The following is a 17,789-nucleotide window of genomic DNA, read 5'->3' as shown; positions in this document are numbered from 1 at the left end:
TCTTAGCCATCCGGTAACGGGGATGAACCGTTCCGCTCGTCGCGGACTGCTTCAAAGTGGCTGCTCAGCGCCGTCGGCAAGGGGCTTTCACCGTCTCCCCTCTCGCTAAGACCTGTTTCGCAAAGCTGGCTTTGTCATAGCCTTTGGCATATCGAACAGTGATATTATATCCTTTTTGTAAGCTTTGTCAAGACAGCCTTTGTGCATTTTCAGGGTTTTTCTTCACGTTTTTCTTCCGCCATTTGGCGGCGCCGCTCTTTCACGTAGACACATTCCCCCGTGCCGGCACACTTTCCGCAGCCGCAGCAGCCCACCGTGCCGCCCTTTGGGTCATGGAGCTTTGCGCAGAGCCAGCCAGTACCGCCCAAAATTACCGCCAGCGCTAACCATCCATACCAGACCATCTAACCGCCTCCTGTTTTTTCTATGGAGAATTTACCAGAGAGCGGCGTCATCTGTCAGTTGCATCCGCAACACCCGCATCCCCAACAGGGGCAGCAGCTCCTCCGCCGGGGCAGGCAGATCGCTGAGCGGAAACTCCTGGGGTTCCACTACGCCCCCATCGGGCCTCGGCAGAGTCCTCTGCACGCACAATACCGGGTCTTCCAGGCTGGAGAGCGTCAGGCTGTCCCGGCTGGACAGGCCGTAGGTAATGACCCACTCCGCTCGGACCTGCGCCGCCAGCTCCAGCGGACAGCCGCCGGGAAGCAGCAGGATGCGGCAGCGGACAAGCCCCTTTTCCGTGTGCAGCAGGCCGGCAGGCGTCAAGGCCAGCAGGTCCCAGGTCCGCTCCGCCAGTTCCTCTTTCCGCTCCAGTCCACGGACGCCGGGCGGGAGCCAGGGTCTCCACGCCGTCGGACACTCAAAGAGCGCGTACTCCATCCGAAACCACCTCCAGGCTAGTTTTCGCGGAGCGCGGAATTTCCATGCAAAATTCCTCTCGTCTTTTTTTCGGGCTTATGCTATAATACAGGAAGACTTCAGCATCGAGGTGACTGTTCTTGCACATCTGGGCACATCTGAAAACCGTCCACCGCCACCGGGCGCTGGTGCGAAAATACTGCTTCCGGCTGGGGCTGTACTGGCAGGGGCTGACCCATGACCTCTCCAAATACTCTCCTACCGAGTTCTGGGCCGGGGCGAAATACTTCCAGGGCGACCACAGCCCCAACGACGCCCAGCGGAAAGCCCACGGATACAGCGCCTCTTGGATGCATCACAAGGGCCGCAACCGCCACCACTTCGAATTTTGGACAGACTACGATCCAGACGGCTCCGGCATTTCCGGCGTGGAAATGCCGAAAAAGTACGTAGCGGAGATGTTCTGCGACCGGCTGGCCGCCAGCAAGGTCTACCGGGGAAAGGATTTTGACCCGGGCGATCCCTATAAGTTTTTTCTCCGGGGCAAACAGCGGCGCCTGCTGCTCCACCCCAACACGGAGGCGCTGCTGGAAACCATCCTGCTGACTCTCCGGGATCAGGGGGAAGACGCCGCCTTTGACTTTGTGCGGCGGGAAGTACTGGGAAAATAAAAAGGAAGCGCATCTGGTATAGGATGCGCTTCCTTTTTTATTTGATATTGGCGCCCAGTGCGCTGAAGAAACGCAGCAGCGGCTTCCATAAATCCGGGTGATGTCTCAGGAGAAAGGCTTCCACCTCTTCCCTGCTCAATCCGCTGCCCCACAGGAGAACTTGGGGAGCGTCAGCATCATAGCCCACCGCTGTTTCCCCGGCGGCGGCCGCCACGCCAACGGCGATTTTGAAGCCCACGGCGCAAACGCCGCCGGCATACAGTCCCATGGCGCAGACGCCAAAGGCGATACACCCTGCCGCCACCACCCCCAGAGAGGCCAGTCCCATAGCGATGACTCCCAGCGCCAGCAGCCCCAGGGCGATGCATCCGAAGCTCAGCAAACCGACGCTGACCAACCCCAAAGACACTACACCGATTGCCACGTTTCCGATGGCAAAGACGCCCTTTGCCACATTCTCCCAGGACATCTGCTGTCTCCGCACGAACCCCACCCGGACGGACACCAGCGGCAGGCCGAAAATTTTGGTCTGGCTGTCATAGGCATAGAAGGAGCCCTTGACATACCGGGTCAAATCGTCCACCTTCTGCTCCAGCCGGGCAGTGTCGGGGCTGTCCGCTCTCTGCTGTTCCGGTTCCTCCACATAGTCTTTCACCAGATAGTCCACGCTGACGCCGAACATCTCTGACAAGGTAACCAGCTTCACAAGCTCTGGGAATGCTGTTCCGCTCTCCCACTTACTGACTGACTGCCGGGTGACGCCCAGCCGGTCCGCCAGCTGCTCCTGTGACAGGCCCGCCTGTTTCCGCAGCGTCATTAGCTTTTCTGCAAATTCCATATAGGGCACGCTCGCTTTCTGTTTGGATGGGCTGATGATAAGACACCCACCGCGTTTTGACAAGAACGGGTTGGGTGGAAGTTTGTCAACCACAGGTTGCATTCCTTGTGCCGCAAGGAAAAACCGCCGGGAGGTCCCAGCGGTTTTGTATTCTCCTGGATCAGCCCTCTTCGGCGATCTTCCGGCCCATGAGGGTGCCCATGACGGAGGCCATCATCAGGCCACGGGTCCAGCCGGAGCTGTCGCCCAGGCAGTGAAGGCCCTGGAGACTGGTGTTGAAGTCGGTGTCCATCTTCACCCGGTTGGAGTAGAACTTCAGCTCGGGGGAATACAGCAGCGTCTCATAGGAGGCAAATCCGGGCACCACATGATCCATGGCCTGGATGAAGTTGATGATATTGATCATGGCCCGGTAAGGCATGGCGGCGGTGATGTCGCCGGCCACGGCGTCCGGTAGAGTAGGCCGGATGTTGGACTGGGCCAGTTCCTTCTGCCAGGTGCGCTTGCCGTCCAAAATGTCGCCGAACCGCTGGACCAGGATCTGACCGTTGGCCAGCATATTAGTCAGCTCACCCACCTTCTGGGCATAGGCAATGGGCTGGTTGAAGGGCACGGAGAAGTTGTGGGAGCAGAGAATGGACAGGTTCGTGTTGTCGCTCTTGAGGTCCTTGTAGGAGTGTCCGTTGACCACCGCCAGGTTGTTGTCGTAGTTCTCCTGGCTGACGAAGCCGCCGGGATTCTGGCAGAAGGTGCGGACCTTGTTCTTGAAGGGCCTGGGATAGCCCACCAGCTTAGACTCGTAAAGGACCCGGTTCACCATCTCCATGACCTCGTTGCGGACCTCTACCCGGACGCCGATGTCCACGGTGCCGGGGGCATGGGCGATGTTGTGCTCGGCGCACAGCTTCTCCAGCCAGTCGGCACCCCGGCGGCCGGTAGCCACCACGGTATGCTTTGCGTAAATTTCCAAATCGGTCTTTCCGTTGGAAATGGAAACGCCCTTGCAGACATCGCTCTCCAGGATCAGGTTGCTGCACTCGTAGCCGAAGTACATATCCACGCCGTTCTCCTGGAGATATTTCTCAATAGCCAGATAGATAGCCTGGGCCTTTTCCGTACCCATGTGGCGAATAGGACAGTCCACCAGCTTCAATCCCGCCTGGATAGCCCGCTTGCGGATCTCTTTCCGCTCCTCCTCATGCTCCAGGCCCTCTATGTGGGTATCCGCGCCGAATTCCAGATAGATCTGATCGGCGTAGTTGATGGTTTCCTGTGCCAGGTCCTCGCCGATCAGCGTGGGCAGGTCGCCGCCCACCTCATAGCTGAGGGACAGCTTGCCGTCAGAGAACGCTCCGGCGCCGGAAAAGCCGGTGGTGATGTGGCAGTAGGGTTTGCAGTTTACGCACTTGCGGGTCTTGTCCTTGGGGCAGTGGCGGTTTTCCACCGCCTGGCCCTTCTCCACCATGATGATTTTCTGCTTGCTGCCCTTTTTGATCATCTCCAGGGCGGTGAAAATACCGGCGGGGCCGGCGCCGACGATGACGACGTCTGCGTTCATAGTTTTCTCTCCTTATTTTAATCCGTTTGGCGTTTATTTGGCTGAAAGCTCCACCGCATGGCGCACCAGCGTAAAAGCCGGCACCTGCCGCGGCAGCTTCATATGGAATACCATCTGGGGCGTCCGGGGCTCGTCCATGGGCTGCCCCTCCCCATCCGTCATGTCCGGCACAGTCATGGCAAAGGGTCGCAGATTCGGCCCCACCAGCTCGACGGTATCACCTGTGCGGAACTTATTCCGCAGAGATAAGGTGGCATTTCCCTCTGCGTCGCAGTCGGTGACAAGGGCAACCACCTGCCACTCTCTGATGTACCGGGAATTCGCGTAATACTGGCCGGGAGGCCCGTAGTAAAAGCCTGTGGAATAGGGCCGGTGGCTGACATGTTCCACTTCATCCCGCCAGACGGGGTCTGTCTCTCTCCCTGCCATGGCATCATCCAGGCAATGGCGGTAGGCGCCGGTCACGATGGCAGCGTAATAGGCGGATTTAGCCCGGCCCTCGATTTTCAGGCTGGAAAGGCCCACATCGACCAGGTCACCCAGGTGGTCGATCATGCACATGTCCCGGGAATTGAGGATGTAAGTTCCCTTTTCATCCTCCTCAATGGGAAAGTATTCGCCGGGGCGTTTCTCCTCCATCAGGGCGTACTGGTAGCGGCAGGGCTGGGCACAGGCGCCCCGGCTGGAGTCCCGCCCGGTCATGTAGTTGGAGAGAAGGCACCGGCCGGAATAGCTGACGCACATGGCGCCGTGGACGAACGCCTCGATCTCCAGATCCTCCGGCGTCTTTTCCCGGATCGTCCGGATCTCCTCCAGGCCCACCTCCCGGGCCAGAATGACCCGGGACGCGCCCAGGTCGTACCAGGCCCGGGCGGTCTCGTAATTGCAGATGCTCGCCTGGGTTGAAATATGCCGCTGGCAGTTGGGGGCATACTTCCCAGCCATGGTAAAGGCCCCCAGGTCTGCCACGATCAGGGCGTCCACCCCGGCGTCGTTCAGACGCTCCAGATGCTCCGGCAGGCGGGCAATTTCATCGTTCCGGGGCATCGTGTTGATGGTGCAGTGTACCCGGACATTGTGCGCATGGGCAAACGCCACTGCCTCGGGCAGCTCTTCCGGACTAAAATTTCCGGCAAAAGCCCGCATTCCAAAGTCCGTCCCCGCCAGGTACACGGCGTCCGCGCCGTACAGCACCGCCATCTTCAGCCGCTCCATATCCCCTGCCGGAGCCAGCAGTTCCGGTCTCTTATCCCGCATAGTCGCCGCTGTTCAGGAAGTTGTTGTGCTCATTCAGCGTGGTAGAGTAATGATGCTTTCCGTCCTTGCCCAGAGCATAGTAATAGTAATCGGTGGTTTCCGGCTCCAGAGCGGCCTGGATCGCCTTCATGCCGGGGTTGGCGATAGGCGTGGGAGGCAAGCCGGCGTTTTTATACAGGTTGTAGGGAGAATCCACAGCCTTGTCCTCGTTGGTGATGGCACCGGTGTGGTCCGGCAGGGCGTACAGCAGGGCCGCGTCGATCTGCAGCAGGCCATAGGTGCCGCCCTTGTCGCCGGGACCCTCCAGACGGTTGTAGATCACGGAAGCGATCTTCCCCTGGTCGGTGCCGTCCGTCTCCTTTTCGATCAGAGACGCGATGGTGATGATCTTCTTCAGGTCATAGCCCCTGGCCTCGGCGACGGCAAGCTGGTCGTCATCCAGCTTGCTGTTGAAGTTGGAGATCATCTTCTCCAGCGCCGCGGCGGGCTTCTTCATATTCGTGTAGAATTCATAGGTGTCTGGGAACAGATAGCCCTCCAGACGGCTAATCTCCGTGGACTCGTTGTCAATGAAGCTGTAATCAAACTTGTAGTTCTGGGCAGCGTCCAGCAGCGCTTCCTCCGTACTGACATTGTTCTTCGCCAGCAGGCGGATGGTATCCCGCACCGTATAGCCCTCCGGGATCGTAACACGCACGGTCTCGGCGTTCATGTTGCCGGAGGAACTGTGCATTCCCGTAATGAGGGCGTTATAGTCCATATCGGTATTCAGCTCATAGGTCCCCATACCGATCTTGTCCTTGGCGTGGGCCACCCCAGCAAAGGTCCTGAAAAACCACTTGTACTTGATGAGCCCGGCATCATACAGCTTATCCGCCACCGTGGACACCGTGTCCTCCGCCGTGATCTCCACAGTCACCTTTACCGGCGTGCCCCGGTTAAAGGCGCACAGGTCGCTCATCAGCAGCCAGCCTACACAGGCCAGGATCGCGGATGCGACCAATACGAACAAAATATAGGCCAGCGGGTTGATCCGCCTGCGGCGGCGCCGACGGGTCGCGGTGCGGGGGTGCTGCTGCTGGCTGCTGCGCACCTGCTCCGTATCCCAACTGGCCGTATCTCCTCTTTTGAAATCAGACATGGACTCCTCCATTTTCTCCGTCCCGGTATCGCTGGACGGTGTTCAATTTGCAATTTCGCTTCCCGGTGTTTTTTTCGGCGGTCAGGCTCCCTTTGGGCCCCCGGCGCATAAACTATCCTGAAGTGAGGTGAGATTCATGTGGTTCAACAACGGAAACAATAACTGCTCCTGCCTGTGGCTGATCATCATCCTCATCCTGATCTTCTGCTGCTGCGGCGGCAACCATGACTGCGACTGTGATCGCCGTCACGACCGTGATGACAACTGCGGCTGCTGCTGAGCTTCGGAACGGCGGGACGCCAGGCGTCCCGCTTTCCATGCTTTCGGCAGGGACAGGCCTTACAGCAGCTTCTTTACCAGTTGATAAACCTGCGCATGGATGTCTTCCGGCGTGCGCGGCTTTTCATCCTCCGCGCAATCCACGACAGACCACCCGCACGCTTTTACGATCTCCTTCGCGTTTGCACGGCAGTTTTTCAAATACGCTTCATCCTGCTCGTGAATATCAGCGTGGGTGCCGGTGGTCTGCTCCCGCCGGCGCATCATCTGCTCCGTGATCTCCGTGGGCATATCCAGGTAAATGACCAGATTGGGCTTTGGCAGTCCCAGCAGGCGATATTCCAGGTCAAACAGCCAGTCCAAATACGCCTTCCGCTCACTCTCCGGAAGTTTTGATGCCTGATGGACGGCATTGGAAGTGGTATATCGATCAGCGACAATGAGGCCGCCGGCTTCATAGAAATCGCCCCAGTCCTGCTTATAGGAGGCATAGCGGTCCATGGAAAAGAACAGCGACGCGGCATAGGCGTTTACATCTCCGGGTTTTTTGCCCAGATTTCCGTCCAGATATTCCTGCACCATGGCGGCTGAAGGTTTGCCGTACCGGGGGAAGTCGATCTCCTGATAGGGGATGCCCTCCCGCTCCAAGCGTTGGCAGAGGAGTCTGGCCTGGGTAGCTTTGCCGGACCCGTCCGTTCCTTCAAATACGATCAGTTTTCCGCTCATTTCTTTCGCTTCTCCTGTTTGACGTGCACCAAAAAGAGGGGCAGCTTCATCATACGGCCGATGCGCTTGGGCTCCTTACAGAGGCGGTAGAACCACTCCAGGCCATGGTCGCAGAAGAACTTAGGGGCGCGTTCCACCGTTCCGGCGAACACGTCCAGACTGCCGCCCAGACCGCAGAGCAGACGGGCTCCGGTGGCGGGGCCGTTCTTCGCCATCCAGAACTCCTGCTTGGGGGCGCCGAGACACACGAACACACAGTCGGCGCCGCTTTGACGGATGTCCTCCACCACAGGGCCGTCTTCCTTGAAATAGCCGTCGTGGGTCCCGGCGATCTTTAAGCCGGGATACTGGGCTGACAGCTTTTCCGCGGCCTGCTCCGCAATTCCGGGCTTGGCTCCCAACAAATACAGGGACATCCCCTCTCCTGCCATTCTTTCCATCATATGCGCGGCAAATTCGATGCCCGGCGTTTTTTCTTTCAACGGCGTGCCCAGCATGGCCGCACCCTTGATGATCCCGATGCCGTCCGGCAGGACCAGGTCGGCGCCGTTGACGGCGGCCCTCGCCGCCCCGTTTTCCCGGCAGGCTTCCACGATCTCCGGATTGGGTGTCACCACATAGTGGGAGCCCTCGCTGTGCAGCAGGGCCATTCCCTGTTCCACGGCTTCCGCCATTGTCACATTGTCAAAGCCAACGCCTAAAACGTCGATCCGCATGGAACCACCTCGCAACATACTTGTACAGTTTTGCATTATACCATATAGGTTGGCCTTTGTCCAACCCCAAATGAAGCGGGGATGCCGAAGTTTGGCCTCCCCGCTCCCGTTCAGTTTTGTTTGACAGCCGCTTTCGGCTTCTTTTCAGGCAGCTGCGCCAGGATCACCGCGATCAGCATCAGTACACAGCCCAGATACTCTTTCCCGCTCATGCGGTCATGCAGGAGCACAGCGCCCGCCAGTGTGGCGAACACGGATTCCAGGCTGAGAAGCAGCGACACCACCGTGGGGTTAGAGTCCTTCTGGGCCAGGATCTGGAGCGTGTAGGCTACGCCGCTGGAGAAAATGCCAACGTAAAGCAGCGGCAGAACGCACATCCGCAGCGCCTCCAGCGTAGGCGTCTCCGTGGCCAGCATCCCAACGCAGGACAGCACCGTCACCACAAGGAACTGGACGCAGGAGAGCTCCACGCCGTCCACCTTCTGTGTAAAGTAGTCGATGACCAGGATATGGGCGGAGAAGCAGAACGCACACAGCAGGATGTAAAAATCTCCGCTGGTGATGGTGAATTCCTCCGTGATGCACAGGCAATACAAACCAGCCACGGCCAAAATCACGCTGAGCCAGATGGTGCGGGGCGCCTTCTTTTTCAGAAAAATGCTGATGATGGGCACAATGACGATATACAGCGCCGTAATAAAGCCGGCCTTGCCGCTGGTGGTGGTCTCCAGGCCTTTCTGCTGGAGATTCGACGCCACCGTCAGGGCCACGCCGCAGCAGATGCCCCCAACCGCCAAATCCTTCCAGGACTTTGTGGCGCTCTCCACGATGCCCTTCTGCATTTTCCTGCGCACCAGGCAAAGGGCAAGCAGAAACAAAAAGGCAATGGCCGAGCGGGCGGCGTTGAAGGTGAAGGGCTCCACATAGTCGGCGCCCACGCTCTGGGCCACAAAAGCCGTGCCCCAGATGAACGCTGCCAGCACCGGCAGCACATTTTGACGAATGCGGTTGACTTTCATATGACTTGCTCCAATATCCACTCTATGGTATACTCTGTGATAAAGAATCACAACAGTTTGGTATTTTAGCACCGGGGTGAGAAAATGGCAAGACTTTCCCGCGAATTCTACAATGGCGATACCGTGGAAATTGCCCGCCAGCTTTTGGGCAAGTACCTGGTGCGCCGGCTGGACGGTGAGCTTCTGGCGGGCCGCATCACGGAAACAGAGGCCTATGTGGGCCGATGCGACAAGGCCTGCCATGCCTACGGGTATAAAAAGACGGCCCGCACCTCCACCCTTTTCATGGCTCCGGGTCACGCCTATATTTATTTTATCTACGGCATGTACCACTGCCTGAATTTCGTCACGGAGCCTGAAGGCGAGCCCTCCGCCGTCCTCATCCGGGCCATCCAACCCGCGATGGGCATGGAAACGATGCGGCGCCTGCGGTTTGGGGACGCGCCCATGAACGCCTACCGGCGGAAGAATTTTTCCAACGGGCCGGGAAAAGTCTGTAAGGCATTATCCCTTTCCAGCACTGAAAACAGAATGGATTTAACGGGCGATACCCTGTTCGTCTGTGATTCCCTGGCGGATATTGGCCTGCCGGAAGCCCCGCCGCCCGTCGGAGAGGTCCTGCGCTGCGGCCCACGCATCGGCATTGACTATGCGGAGGAGGCCCGGGACTTTCCCTGGCGATTCTGGCTGGAAAAGGAGGAAACCTGATGTTTTTATTCGATATGGACGGCACCCTCATCGACTCCAACGGAATCTGGAAGAACGTGGACCGGGAATTTCTGGCCCGACGGGGTCTGCCCTATACTCACGCCTACTATGAGGGCGTGGCCCACACCATCTTCCCCCTGGCCGCCAAGTTCACCAAGGAATTCTGCCATCTGCCGGAGAGCTGCGAGGAGATCATGGCGGAGTGGATGGAGCTTGCGCAGGATATGTATGCCCATGTATCCGTGAAGCCCGGCGTCCGGGCCTATCTGAAGCAGTGCAGGGCGGAGGGCCGGCGGATGGCCGTGGTGACCTCCAGCGTGCCGGAGCACTGTCATACCGCGCTGAAAAATCTGGACCTGGAAAAGTATTTTGAGCGTATCATCTTCGCCCAGCAGTTGGGGCTGGAGAAAAAGCAGCCGGAGCTGTGGCTGGCGGCGGCAAAGGAAACCAATGTCCGCCCGGAGGACTGTACCATCTTCGACGACAGTCTGGCAGCCTGCTGGGGCGCCCGGGCCGCCAAAATGCGGGTGGTGGGCGTTCACGACGGCTTCTTTGCCCAGGACGAAAAGGAAATGCGGGCCTTCTGTGATGTCTACATCAAGAGCTTTGAAGAGCTTTTGTGGCTTCCGGAGCAGAAAGCAAAGCGGAAATAACGAATATGGAAGCTTACTATTACCAACATCTGCCCAAGCCCCAGCAGGCGGCGTACCACGCTATGAAAACCGGATTCGCCGCCCTGTCCCCCGGCTTTTCCGTGCCCCGGCTGGAAAACCGGGAGCTCAGCGATATTTTTTTCCGGCTGCGGCTGGACTGCCCGGAGATTTTCTATGTAACTGGTTTTACTTACCGCTTTACTCCGGGCGCGGAAAACGTGGAGCTGCTGCCGGAGTACCTGTTCGATAAGGCGAAAATCCGGGACCACCAGAAAGCTCTTGCGTCCCGGGTGGACAAGCTGGCACGGCCCGCGATGAACATGACAGCGTCGGAAAAAGAGCGGTACATCCACGATTTCATCTGCCAGAACGTCCGGTACGACAAGCTGAAAAAGCCCTACTCCCATGAAATCATCGGGCCTCTGGGCCAGGGTGTGGGCGTATGCGAGGGCATCGCCAAGTCCGTGAAAATTCTCTGTGACGCGCTGGGCTTGTGGTGCATCATCGCCGTTTCCGAGGCCAACCCGGACCAGGGCGTCAAATACCGCCACGCCTGGAACATTTTGAAGCTGGACGGCCAGTATGTTCATCTGGACGCCACTTTTGACAACTCCCTGGGTCACGACGGCGTCATCCGCTACGATTACTTCAATCTGGATGACAAACGGCTGTTCCGGGACCATCAGCCCGTCATCTATCCGGTCCCCGCCTGCGCTGCGTCTGACCGTTTCTATTACCGGGAGGCCAAGCTGTCTTTCACGAAGGTGGAGGATGTGGTGAAGCGGGCGCAAATGGCCATCCGCAAAGGCCTGCCTTTTGTCTTCCACTGGCGGGGCGGGCCGTTTACCAGGGAGGTGCTTATCCAGCTGGTACAGGCCCTGGAGGAAGCCGCCCAAAAGCGAAACCGCCACGCCGCCGTATCCTACAACCGCCCGCAGGCGGTGCTCCAGGTACACTTCCCTGCCAAGCTGCCCCAGGAAGCCGCCGCCGAGGAAGAAGCCAACGAGGGCGAGCAATACGAAGGGGAATAAAAGAACCGTCCGAAGCGTTCTGCTTCGGACGGTTTCTTTACAGCTTTTTCATATGGCTTCCGGCGGATTTCAGCATCAGCTTCTTGGCACCCACCTGGTCAAAGGCCACCTCCACCAAGGCGTCGCCGCCCATGGGTCGGACAGACAGGACCATGCCCTTGCCAAACGCGGTGTGCTCGACCATATCTCCCTGTCGGAGCTGCATCAGCGGCGCGGCAGGCGCGGCGTTCTTTCTCACCGACTGCAAAGGCCGCTGGGCCGGTGTCTTGGGGGCGGTATCCCGGTAGCTGTGGACGCCGCCGCTGCTCCAGGACGCGCCGCCGGAGGCTGGCCGGGCGGAGCGCTGGCCGTAGCCGCCGTAGGATGCACCGCCGAAGCCGCCCTCGTAGCGGTCGCCGCCGAAGGTATCGTCATCGCCCAGACCGCCAAATCTCGGCTCCGGCTTGCTCTCCCAGCGCATGTTGTCCTCGGGGATCTCCTCCAGAAACCGGGAGGGCTTATTGGCACTGGTGCGGCCGTACAGCATCCGCTGGCGGCAGTTGGTGAGGGTCAGCTTCTCCTTGGCCCGGGTCATAGCCACATAGCAAAGCCGCCGTTCCTCCTCCAGCTCCTCCTCGTCGTACTGGGCGGAGGAACCGGGGAAAATGCCCTCCTCCATGCCCACCACATACACCGCGGGGAACTCTAGGCCCTTGGCGGAGTGAATGGTCATCATGGTGACGCAGTTGTCATCGGCCTCCACGCTGTCCAGGTCCGTGTACAGGGCAATTTCATTCAGGAAGCCGGACAGGGTGGCGTCCTCCGGGTCCTGCTCCAGGAAGCCAAGGATGTTGGATTTCAGCTCCTGGACGTTCTCAATACGGCCCCGGCTCTCCATGTCCTTCTTCTCCTCCAGAGCCTTCACATAGCCGGTCTGGTCGCAGACGGCGTCGTAGAACTCCGGCAGGGCCAGCTCCGCTCCCTGGCGGCGGAGGCCGTCGATGAGGTCCGCGAATTTCAGCAGCTTGGCACTGGCGGATTTCAGCTCCGGGAACAGGTCCGCGTTGCGGATGATCTCATACAGAGATGCCCCCTGCCCCTCCGCTAAAACCGCCACCTTGTCCAGCGTGGTGGCGCCGATGCCCCGGGGCGGGTTGTTGATGATGCGCCGCAGGCGCAGGTCGTCCAGGGGATTGTTCAGCACGCACAGATAGGCCAGCATATCCTTGACCTCGGCCCGGTCAAAGAACTTCATGCCGCCCACCACTTTGTAGGGGATGCCGTTGCGCTTCATGGCATATTCCAGAGCGTTAGACTGGGCGTTCATGCGGTACAGCACCGCCGTGTCCCGGAAATTCCGGCCGCGGTTCACCCCCATCAGGATGTCCCCTACTACGTAGTTGGCCTCGTCGCTCTCGTTGAAGGTGGTCTTCACCGTCACCACATCACCGCTGCCGTTGTCTGTCCAGAGGGTCTTTCCCTTCCGGCCCTGGTTATTCTTGATGACGGCATTGGCAGCGTCCAGGATATTTTGTGTGGAGCGGTAGTTCTGCTCCAGACGGATCGTCTGGGCGTCGGGATACTGCTGCTCGAAATTCAGGATATTTTCGATATTAGCGCCCCGGAAACGGTAAATGGACTGGTCGTCGTCACCCACCACGCAGAGATTCTTCCGCCCCCCTGCCAAGAGCGAGGTCAGCAGATACTGCATATGGTTGGTGTCCTGGTACTCGTCCACCAGCACATAGCGGAATTTGTTCTGATAGTAGGACAGCACCTCCGGCTCCTGCCGCAAAAGCGTCACCGTATGGTAGATGATGTCGTCGAAGTCAAGCGCGTTGGCCGCCCGGAGCTTTTGTGTGTACCGGGCGTAGACCTTGGCGATGCGGGCCATCTTCCAGTCCATCTCGTTGTTGTGCTTGGCCGCAAACTCCTCCGGGCTCTCATATTTGTCCTTGGAGCTGCTGATGATAGCGAGGATGCTCTTGGGCTGAAAGGTCTTTTCGTCCAGGTTCAGTTCCTTCAGAATGTCCTTAATGACCCGCTTGGAATCATCGGTGTCGTAGATGGTAAAATCCTTGTCGAAGCCGATGCGGTCGATATCCCGCCGCAGGATACGGACGCAAGCGGAGTGGAAGGTGGAGGCCCAGATGTCGTTGGCCATCGGCCCCAACCGGGCCGCCAGGCGGTCCTTTAATTCTCCCGCCGCCTTGTTGGTAAAGGTGATGGCGATGATCTCCCAGGGCCGGGGCACATCCACGGCGCAGAGCCGATGGGCCCGGTCAATTTCCAGGTCATCCGGGTGCTCCGGGAAGCTCTCCAGAAAGGCCAGGTCATCCTCAGTAGCCCATTCGGGGACGAAATCGGAGTCGCTGCCCCGGCCATAGGTCAGCAGATTGTAGACCCGCTGAATGAGCACAGTGGTTTTTCCGGACCCTGCGCCGGCCAGCAGCAGCAGCGGGCCCTCCGTGGTCATGGCGGCCTTGCGCTGCATGGGATTCAAGCGTGCCAGGTCCCGGGCGATAACGGTCTTTCGGGCGGCAATATAGCGTTCTTTGAAGTCAGTCATATGTTCACCAGTTTTCTTAAGTCTCGGAGACTATTTTAGGACAAAATCCCGGCGGGGTCAACCGTGGGTTTTATTGACGGACGGCTTGTGCTGTGCTACGCTGGAAAAAACAATCTGGAGGCGTCTATCATGCGCTGTACGCCCGCAAACCTGCTCACGCTGTGCCGCATCCCGCTGGCGCTGGGCCTGTTGTTCACCGCACCTTTGTCCCCGCTCTTTTTTCTCTTCTATACACTGGCAGGCATCAGCGACATGCTGGATGGCCCCATTGCCCGCCGAAGCCATACGGCAAGCCGGGCCGGTGCCCGGCTGGACAGTATCGCGGATCTTGTTTTCCTGGTCGCGGCTCTGTCCTGCCTGCTGCCTGTACTGTCTCTCCCCGGTTGGGTCATCTGGGCAGCGGCAGCCATCGCGCTGCTGCGCTGCTGTGCCTGTCTGGTCGGCTTTCTGAAACACCATTGTTTCTCCGCTCTCCATACCATCGCCAATAAAGCCACCGGTGCGGCCCTGTTCTGCATGCCCTATCTGCTGCCGCTGGTATCCGCAGACTGGCTCTGCGCCGCCCTGTGCCTGCTGGCGGGCTTCTCCGCCGCGGAAGAACTGGCCATCCAGTGTCTCTCCAAAGAGGCACTTCCGGACTGCAAATCCATTTTGTACTTATGGAAGCGCCAAAGCTGACGCGCAGAAAATTCTTCCCTTTTTGTTTGTTTTCGGGTATACTGTGGGCAGTTTTCAAAAAACAGGAGGATCTTTACTGATGAAACAGCTCTTTTTACTGGCGGCGCTCATCTGCTTCGGCATGGCCGCCATCAAGTTCTGCACCGCTCGGATGAAACCAAACAACGCCGCGCCGAAACGACGGGTCGACCTCTCCCCGGAGGAAGCCAAAGCCCGGATGGAGGCAAACCCCGACCTCATTCTGCTGGACGTCCGCACCCAGGAGGAATACGACGACGGCCATATTCCCGGCGCTGTCTGTCTGCCCAGCGATATGATCGAAGAGGGGATGCCCTTCTCCTTCGACAAAGATGCGGAGATCCTGCTCTACTGCCACTCCGACAAGCGGAGTGCCGAGGCTGCTTCCAGGCTGCGGGCCATGGGTTATACGAATGTCAGCGACATCGGCTGCATCCTGGACTGGCCCTACGAGACCACCACCGATTAAAAAAAGAACGCCCGAAACCGGGCGTTCTTTTTTTACTGGGTCAGCAGGACCAGATTACGGTCCGAGATAAAATTCTGGGCGCTGTACAGCACGCAGATGGCGTCAATACCGTTCTCCTCCGCGTACCGGGCGGCGGGGGAGCGGTAATACCGCAGGTCCAGCAGATGGACCTCGGAAAAACTCTGTGCCAGGAAGGGCGCCAGGGAATCGGAGTAGCTGTCCCGGATCAGCAGAATTTTGCCGCCGTCGGGGATAGCCTCGTTTTTGATAACGCACAGCGGCTGGTTACCGCCCAAAAAGGCGGAATATTTATCCTTTTTCTCCAGATAGGAGCGGTCATACAGGCTGCCCGGCTCCGGTGTTCCGTTCCGCCAGGAGGTAATGTCCAGCCCCGTGTCCTCCGCCCAGAACACCATGGTATCCGGCTCCAGCCAGTGGATGCCGGACTGGGAATAGAGCGTGCCGTTGAAATCCGAGGACGCAGTTTCAAGTGTAAAGTCTGATTCCTTTATTGCCTCTCTGCCAAAGGCATCCATCACAGCGGTATAGCCGTAATAAGCGCCCAAGGTGGCCCAGTGGTGGTCCGTGCGGTAGAAAATAGGTTCGTCATCATGGGCTGAAAGCACAGTCTTAAAATCAATGAGGGGCACGCCTGTTTCCGCCGCCGCGTCCAGCAGCTGCGTCTGGTCCCAGCTCTCCGCTCCGGCGGGAAGTTTTTCTTTCCAGACCTCCGCCGCCGAGGGGATCAGCCCCAGGTATACCGGAATGTCCGTTTTCTCCGCCAGGCGGGTGACATAGGAGAGGTTCTTCTTCACCAGCTCCGCGTCCGGCGTCTCTACTTTCGAGATCAGCGTATCGCCGCAGAGGTAAACGCCGTTGAACTCGCTTTTTCCGATGAGCTGCTCTGTCCGGGCTTTCAGGCCCGTCCAGCCGTCCCGCAGGGGAAACTGGTCGGCAAAATATTCTTCAACGTCATCCGTAAAACTGCCGTTTACCAAAGCCGCCCAGGAAAACTCCGGCACTTGGGCCAGCGTGCGGTTTTCCGTTTCGGATGTCTCCCGGTCCGGCAGCAAAATATGCAACACCAGCAGACCGCCCAGGAAGATACAGAAAAACGCCGTCAGAAAGCGGCTGTATGCTTTTGTCATAAGGCCGCCTCCTTTAAAATCTGAAATACAGAAAGGGATTGTAGCTGCCGTCCACCAGATAGGCGGTGCAGATGACCAGCGACAGGGCCATCCATACCGGCGTCAGGACTTTTTGGGCCTTGGCCGGCAGGCGGTCCCAAAGGGTCTTGCCTAACGTGGTGGAGGCCAGTACCAGCGCCAAAAGCGTGACGGCGTAGCTGCGGAGACGGTAGCCGTCCAGGGCGTTCCACAGCGGCGCGCCGCCGAAGCAGTCCGCCAGATACGCGCCGCAGACGGACAGGTCCTCCATCGCGAAAATCCCCCAGCCTACAAACACCACGACCAGCGTATAGACATGCTTGAGCCAGGCTGGTGTTTTAGCCAGAACATCTCTCAAAATATACTTCTCCAAAATCAGCCAGCCCGCGAAGTACAGCCCCCACAGGATGAAATTCCAGCTTGCCCCGTGCCAGAAGCCGGTGCAGAACCAGACGATGAGGATGTTCCGCAGGGTCTTTGCCGTGCCACCCCGGTTGCCGCCCAGGGGAATATAGAGATACTCCCGGAACCAATTGGTCAATGACATGTGCCACCGCCGCCAGAACTCCGTCACAGAGGCGGAGAGATAGGGGTGGTCGAAATTCTCCAGGAAGCGGAAGCCGAAAATGCGGCCCAGGCCGATGGCCATGTCGGAGTAACCGGAGAAATCAAAGTAAATTTGGAAGCCAAAGGCCAGCAATCCCAGCCATCCGCCGGCCACCGTCAGCGTCCCCGCCTGCTGGGACGCCAGCTGGGCGTCCCACAGGGCGCCGATGGAGTTTGCCAGCAACACCTTTTTCGCAAGGCCCACGCAGAAGCGCCGGGCGCCCAGTGCGAAATCCTCCGTGGTATTGACCCGGTGGTTCAGGTCCTCCGCCACCGTTTTGTACTTCACGATGGGACCCGCGATGAGCTGGGGGAACATGGTGACAAAAGCGCCGAAATCAAGGATGTTCCGCTGCACCGGGGCGTCCTGCCGGTAGACGTCGATGGTGTAGCTCATGGTCTGGAAGGTAAAAAAGGAAATACCGATGGGCAGAGGGATGCCGAATTGTGGGATGCTGATGCCGGGGATCAGGGAAAGATTCGCCGCCAGGAAATCCCAGTATTTGAAAAAGCCCAGGAGCAGGAGGTTGAACACTACCGACTGCCCCACGAACCACCGGGCTTTTTTGTCGTTGTCCCGGTACTTCTCCACCAGCAGGCCGTGGGTGTAGTCGATGAGGATGGAGAGCAGCATGATAACGATATAGACGGGCTCTCCCCAGCCGTAGAAAAACAGGCTCACCAGCAGCAGTACCAGATTCCGCCACCGCAGAGGCGCCAAAAAATACACCGCCAGCGTCAGCGGCAGATAGGCGAATAAAAATGTCAGGCTGCTGAAGATCAAGCAGGTTTCCTCCCTCTTTAGAAAAACAGCCGCAGCGAAGCTGCGGCTGTTTCCGCTCTTAT

19 protein-coding genes are annotated in these 17,789 nt (G+C 58.7%); 7 read left to right on the top strand and 12 right to left on the bottom strand.

Features of this window, described 5'->3' with window-relative positions; genetic code table 11:
* Positions 1-209: 209 nt before the first annotated feature.
* Both JQM68_RS06800 and JQM68_RS06795 read right to left on the bottom strand, forming a co-directional pair.
* Positions 210-404, bottom strand: a complete 195-nt coding sequence (locus tag JQM68_RS06800) for a hypothetical protein (protein WP_235222245.1) — start codon at positions 402-404, stop codon at positions 210-212.
* 31 nt (positions 405-435) lie between these two features.
* Positions 436-882 carry a hypothetical protein gene (locus tag JQM68_RS06795; protein ID WP_235222244.1) on the bottom strand — a complete coding sequence of 149 codons (447 nt, stop codon included), beginning with the start codon at positions 880-882 and terminating at the stop codon, positions 436-438.
* A 119-nt stretch (positions 883-1,001) separates the two neighbouring features.
* Between JQM68_RS06795 and JQM68_RS06790 the strand changes: the two genes are divergently transcribed.
* Positions 1,002-1,532 (top strand): DUF5662 family protein, encoded by a 531-nt coding sequence (locus tag JQM68_RS06790; protein ID WP_235222243.1) that lies wholly within the window; start codon positions 1,002-1,004, stop codon positions 1,530-1,532.
* A gap of 37 nt (positions 1,533-1,569) precedes the next feature.
* Here the strand turns inward: JQM68_RS06790 and JQM68_RS06785 are convergent, their stop codons facing one another.
* The 4 genes from JQM68_RS06785 to mltG form a co-directional block, all read right to left on the bottom strand.
* Positions 1,570-2,370 carry a helix-turn-helix domain-containing protein gene (locus tag JQM68_RS06785; protein WP_235222242.1) on the bottom strand — a complete coding sequence of 267 codons (801 nt, stop codon included), beginning with the start codon at positions 2,368-2,370 and terminating at the stop codon, positions 1,570-1,572.
* A gap of 160 nt (positions 2,371-2,530) precedes the next feature.
* Positions 2,531-3,928 (bottom strand): NAD(P)/FAD-dependent oxidoreductase, encoded by a 1,398-nt coding sequence (locus JQM68_RS06780; protein ID WP_235222241.1) that lies wholly within the window; start codon positions 3,926-3,928, stop codon positions 2,531-2,533.
* Between the two features lie 33 nt (positions 3,929-3,961).
* The gene (locus tag JQM68_RS06775) at positions 3,962-5,185 is read right to left on the bottom strand and encodes a peptidase U32 family protein (protein WP_235222240.1); all 1,224 of its coding nucleotides are present in this window, start codon (positions 5,183-5,185) and stop codon (positions 3,962-3,964) included.
* The gene (gene mltG, locus JQM68_RS06770; RefSeq protein WP_235222239.1) at positions 5,175-6,326 is read right to left on the bottom strand and encodes an endolytic transglycosylase MltG; all 1,152 of its coding nucleotides are present in this window, start codon (positions 6,324-6,326) and stop codon (positions 5,175-5,177) included. The genes JQM68_RS06775 and mltG overlap by 11 nt, the downstream gene beginning before the upstream one ends.
* 136 nt (positions 6,327-6,462) lie before the next feature.
* On the opposite strand from mltG, the gene JQM68_RS06765 reads away from it, so the two are divergent.
* On the top strand, positions 6,463-6,606 hold the full coding sequence (locus tag JQM68_RS06765; RefSeq protein ID WP_235222238.1) for a hypothetical protein: 144 nt from the start codon (positions 6,463-6,465) through the stop codon (positions 6,604-6,606).
* A gap of 59 nt (positions 6,607-6,665) precedes the next feature.
* Here JQM68_RS06765 and JQM68_RS06760 read toward each other — a convergent pair whose 3' ends face one another.
* From JQM68_RS06760 to JQM68_RS06750, 3 genes are all read right to left on the bottom strand, one after another.
* A complete protein-coding gene (locus JQM68_RS06760; RefSeq protein WP_235222237.1) occupies positions 6,666-7,331 on the bottom strand; it encodes a dTMP kinase in 666 nt (221 codons plus the stop codon).
* Complete coding sequence (locus JQM68_RS06755; protein ID WP_235222236.1) at positions 7,328-8,047, bottom strand: WecB/TagA/CpsF family glycosyltransferase; 720 nt, start codon at positions 8,045-8,047, stop codon at positions 7,328-7,330. The genes JQM68_RS06760 and JQM68_RS06755 overlap by 4 nt, the downstream gene beginning before the upstream one ends.
* A 110-nt stretch (positions 8,048-8,157) precedes the next feature.
* Positions 8,158-9,066 carry a DMT family transporter gene (locus JQM68_RS06750; protein ID WP_235222235.1) on the bottom strand — a complete coding sequence of 303 codons (909 nt, stop codon included), beginning with the start codon at positions 9,064-9,066 and terminating at the stop codon, positions 8,158-8,160.
* An 84-nt stretch (positions 9,067-9,150) separates the two neighbouring features.
* On the opposite strand from JQM68_RS06750, the gene JQM68_RS06745 reads away from it, so the two are divergent.
* From JQM68_RS06745 to JQM68_RS06735, 3 genes are read left to right on the top strand one after another with little or no spacing between them, the layout of a single operon-like run.
* Positions 9,151-9,774 (top strand): DNA-3-methyladenine glycosylase, encoded by a 624-nt coding sequence (locus tag JQM68_RS06745; protein ID WP_235222234.1) that lies wholly within the window; start codon positions 9,151-9,153, stop codon positions 9,772-9,774.
* Positions 9,774-10,427, top strand: a complete 654-nt coding sequence (locus JQM68_RS06740; RefSeq protein WP_235222233.1) for an HAD family hydrolase — start codon at positions 9,774-9,776, stop codon at positions 10,425-10,427. Before JQM68_RS06745 ends, JQM68_RS06740 begins: the two co-directional genes overlap by 1 nt.
* 5 nt (positions 10,428-10,432) lie before the next feature.
* Positions 10,433-11,458 carry a transglutaminase domain-containing protein gene (locus JQM68_RS06735; protein ID WP_235222232.1) on the top strand — a complete coding sequence of 342 codons (1,026 nt, stop codon included), beginning with the start codon at positions 10,433-10,435 and terminating at the stop codon, positions 11,456-11,458.
* 37 nt (positions 11,459-11,495) lie between these two features.
* On the opposite strand, the gene JQM68_RS06730 is transcribed toward JQM68_RS06735, so the two are convergent.
* Positions 11,496-14,006, bottom strand: coding sequence for an ATP-dependent helicase (locus JQM68_RS06730; RefSeq protein WP_235222231.1), 2,511 nt, complete (start codon positions 14,004-14,006; stop codon positions 11,496-11,498).
* Positions 14,007-14,135: 129 nt separating this feature from the next.
* On the opposite strand from JQM68_RS06730, the gene JQM68_RS06725 reads away from it, so the two are divergent.
* Both JQM68_RS06725 and JQM68_RS06720 read left to right on the top strand, forming a co-directional pair.
* A complete protein-coding gene (locus JQM68_RS06725) occupies positions 14,136-14,684 on the top strand; it encodes a CDP-alcohol phosphatidyltransferase family protein (protein ID WP_235222230.1) in 549 nt (182 codons plus the stop codon).
* A 79-nt stretch (positions 14,685-14,763) separates the two neighbouring features.
* Positions 14,764-15,171 carry a rhodanese-like domain-containing protein gene (locus JQM68_RS06720; protein ID WP_235222229.1) on the top strand — a complete coding sequence of 136 codons (408 nt, stop codon included), beginning with the start codon at positions 14,764-14,766 and terminating at the stop codon, positions 15,169-15,171.
* Between the two features lie 32 nt (positions 15,172-15,203).
* Here JQM68_RS06720 and JQM68_RS06715 read toward each other — a convergent pair whose 3' ends face one another.
* Positions 15,204-16,319 (bottom strand): DHHW family protein, encoded by a 1,116-nt coding sequence (locus tag JQM68_RS06715; protein ID WP_235222228.1) that lies wholly within the window; start codon positions 16,317-16,319, stop codon positions 15,204-15,206.
* Between the two features lie 13 nt (positions 16,320-16,332).
* On the bottom strand, positions 16,333-17,727 hold the full coding sequence (locus JQM68_RS06710; RefSeq protein WP_235222227.1) for an MBOAT family O-acyltransferase: 1,395 nt from the start codon (positions 17,725-17,727) through the stop codon (positions 16,333-16,335).
* Positions 17,728-17,789: the final 62 nt, after the last annotated feature.

It is taken from the genome of Oscillibacter valericigenes (assembly GCF_021531435.1).
Lineage (GTDB): Bacteria > Bacillota > Clostridia > Oscillospirales > Oscillospiraceae > Oscillibacter > Oscillibacter valericigenes_B.
The sequence above is the reverse complement of the archived record's forward strand: the minus strand, read 5'-3'. Positions and strand labels throughout refer to the sequence as shown.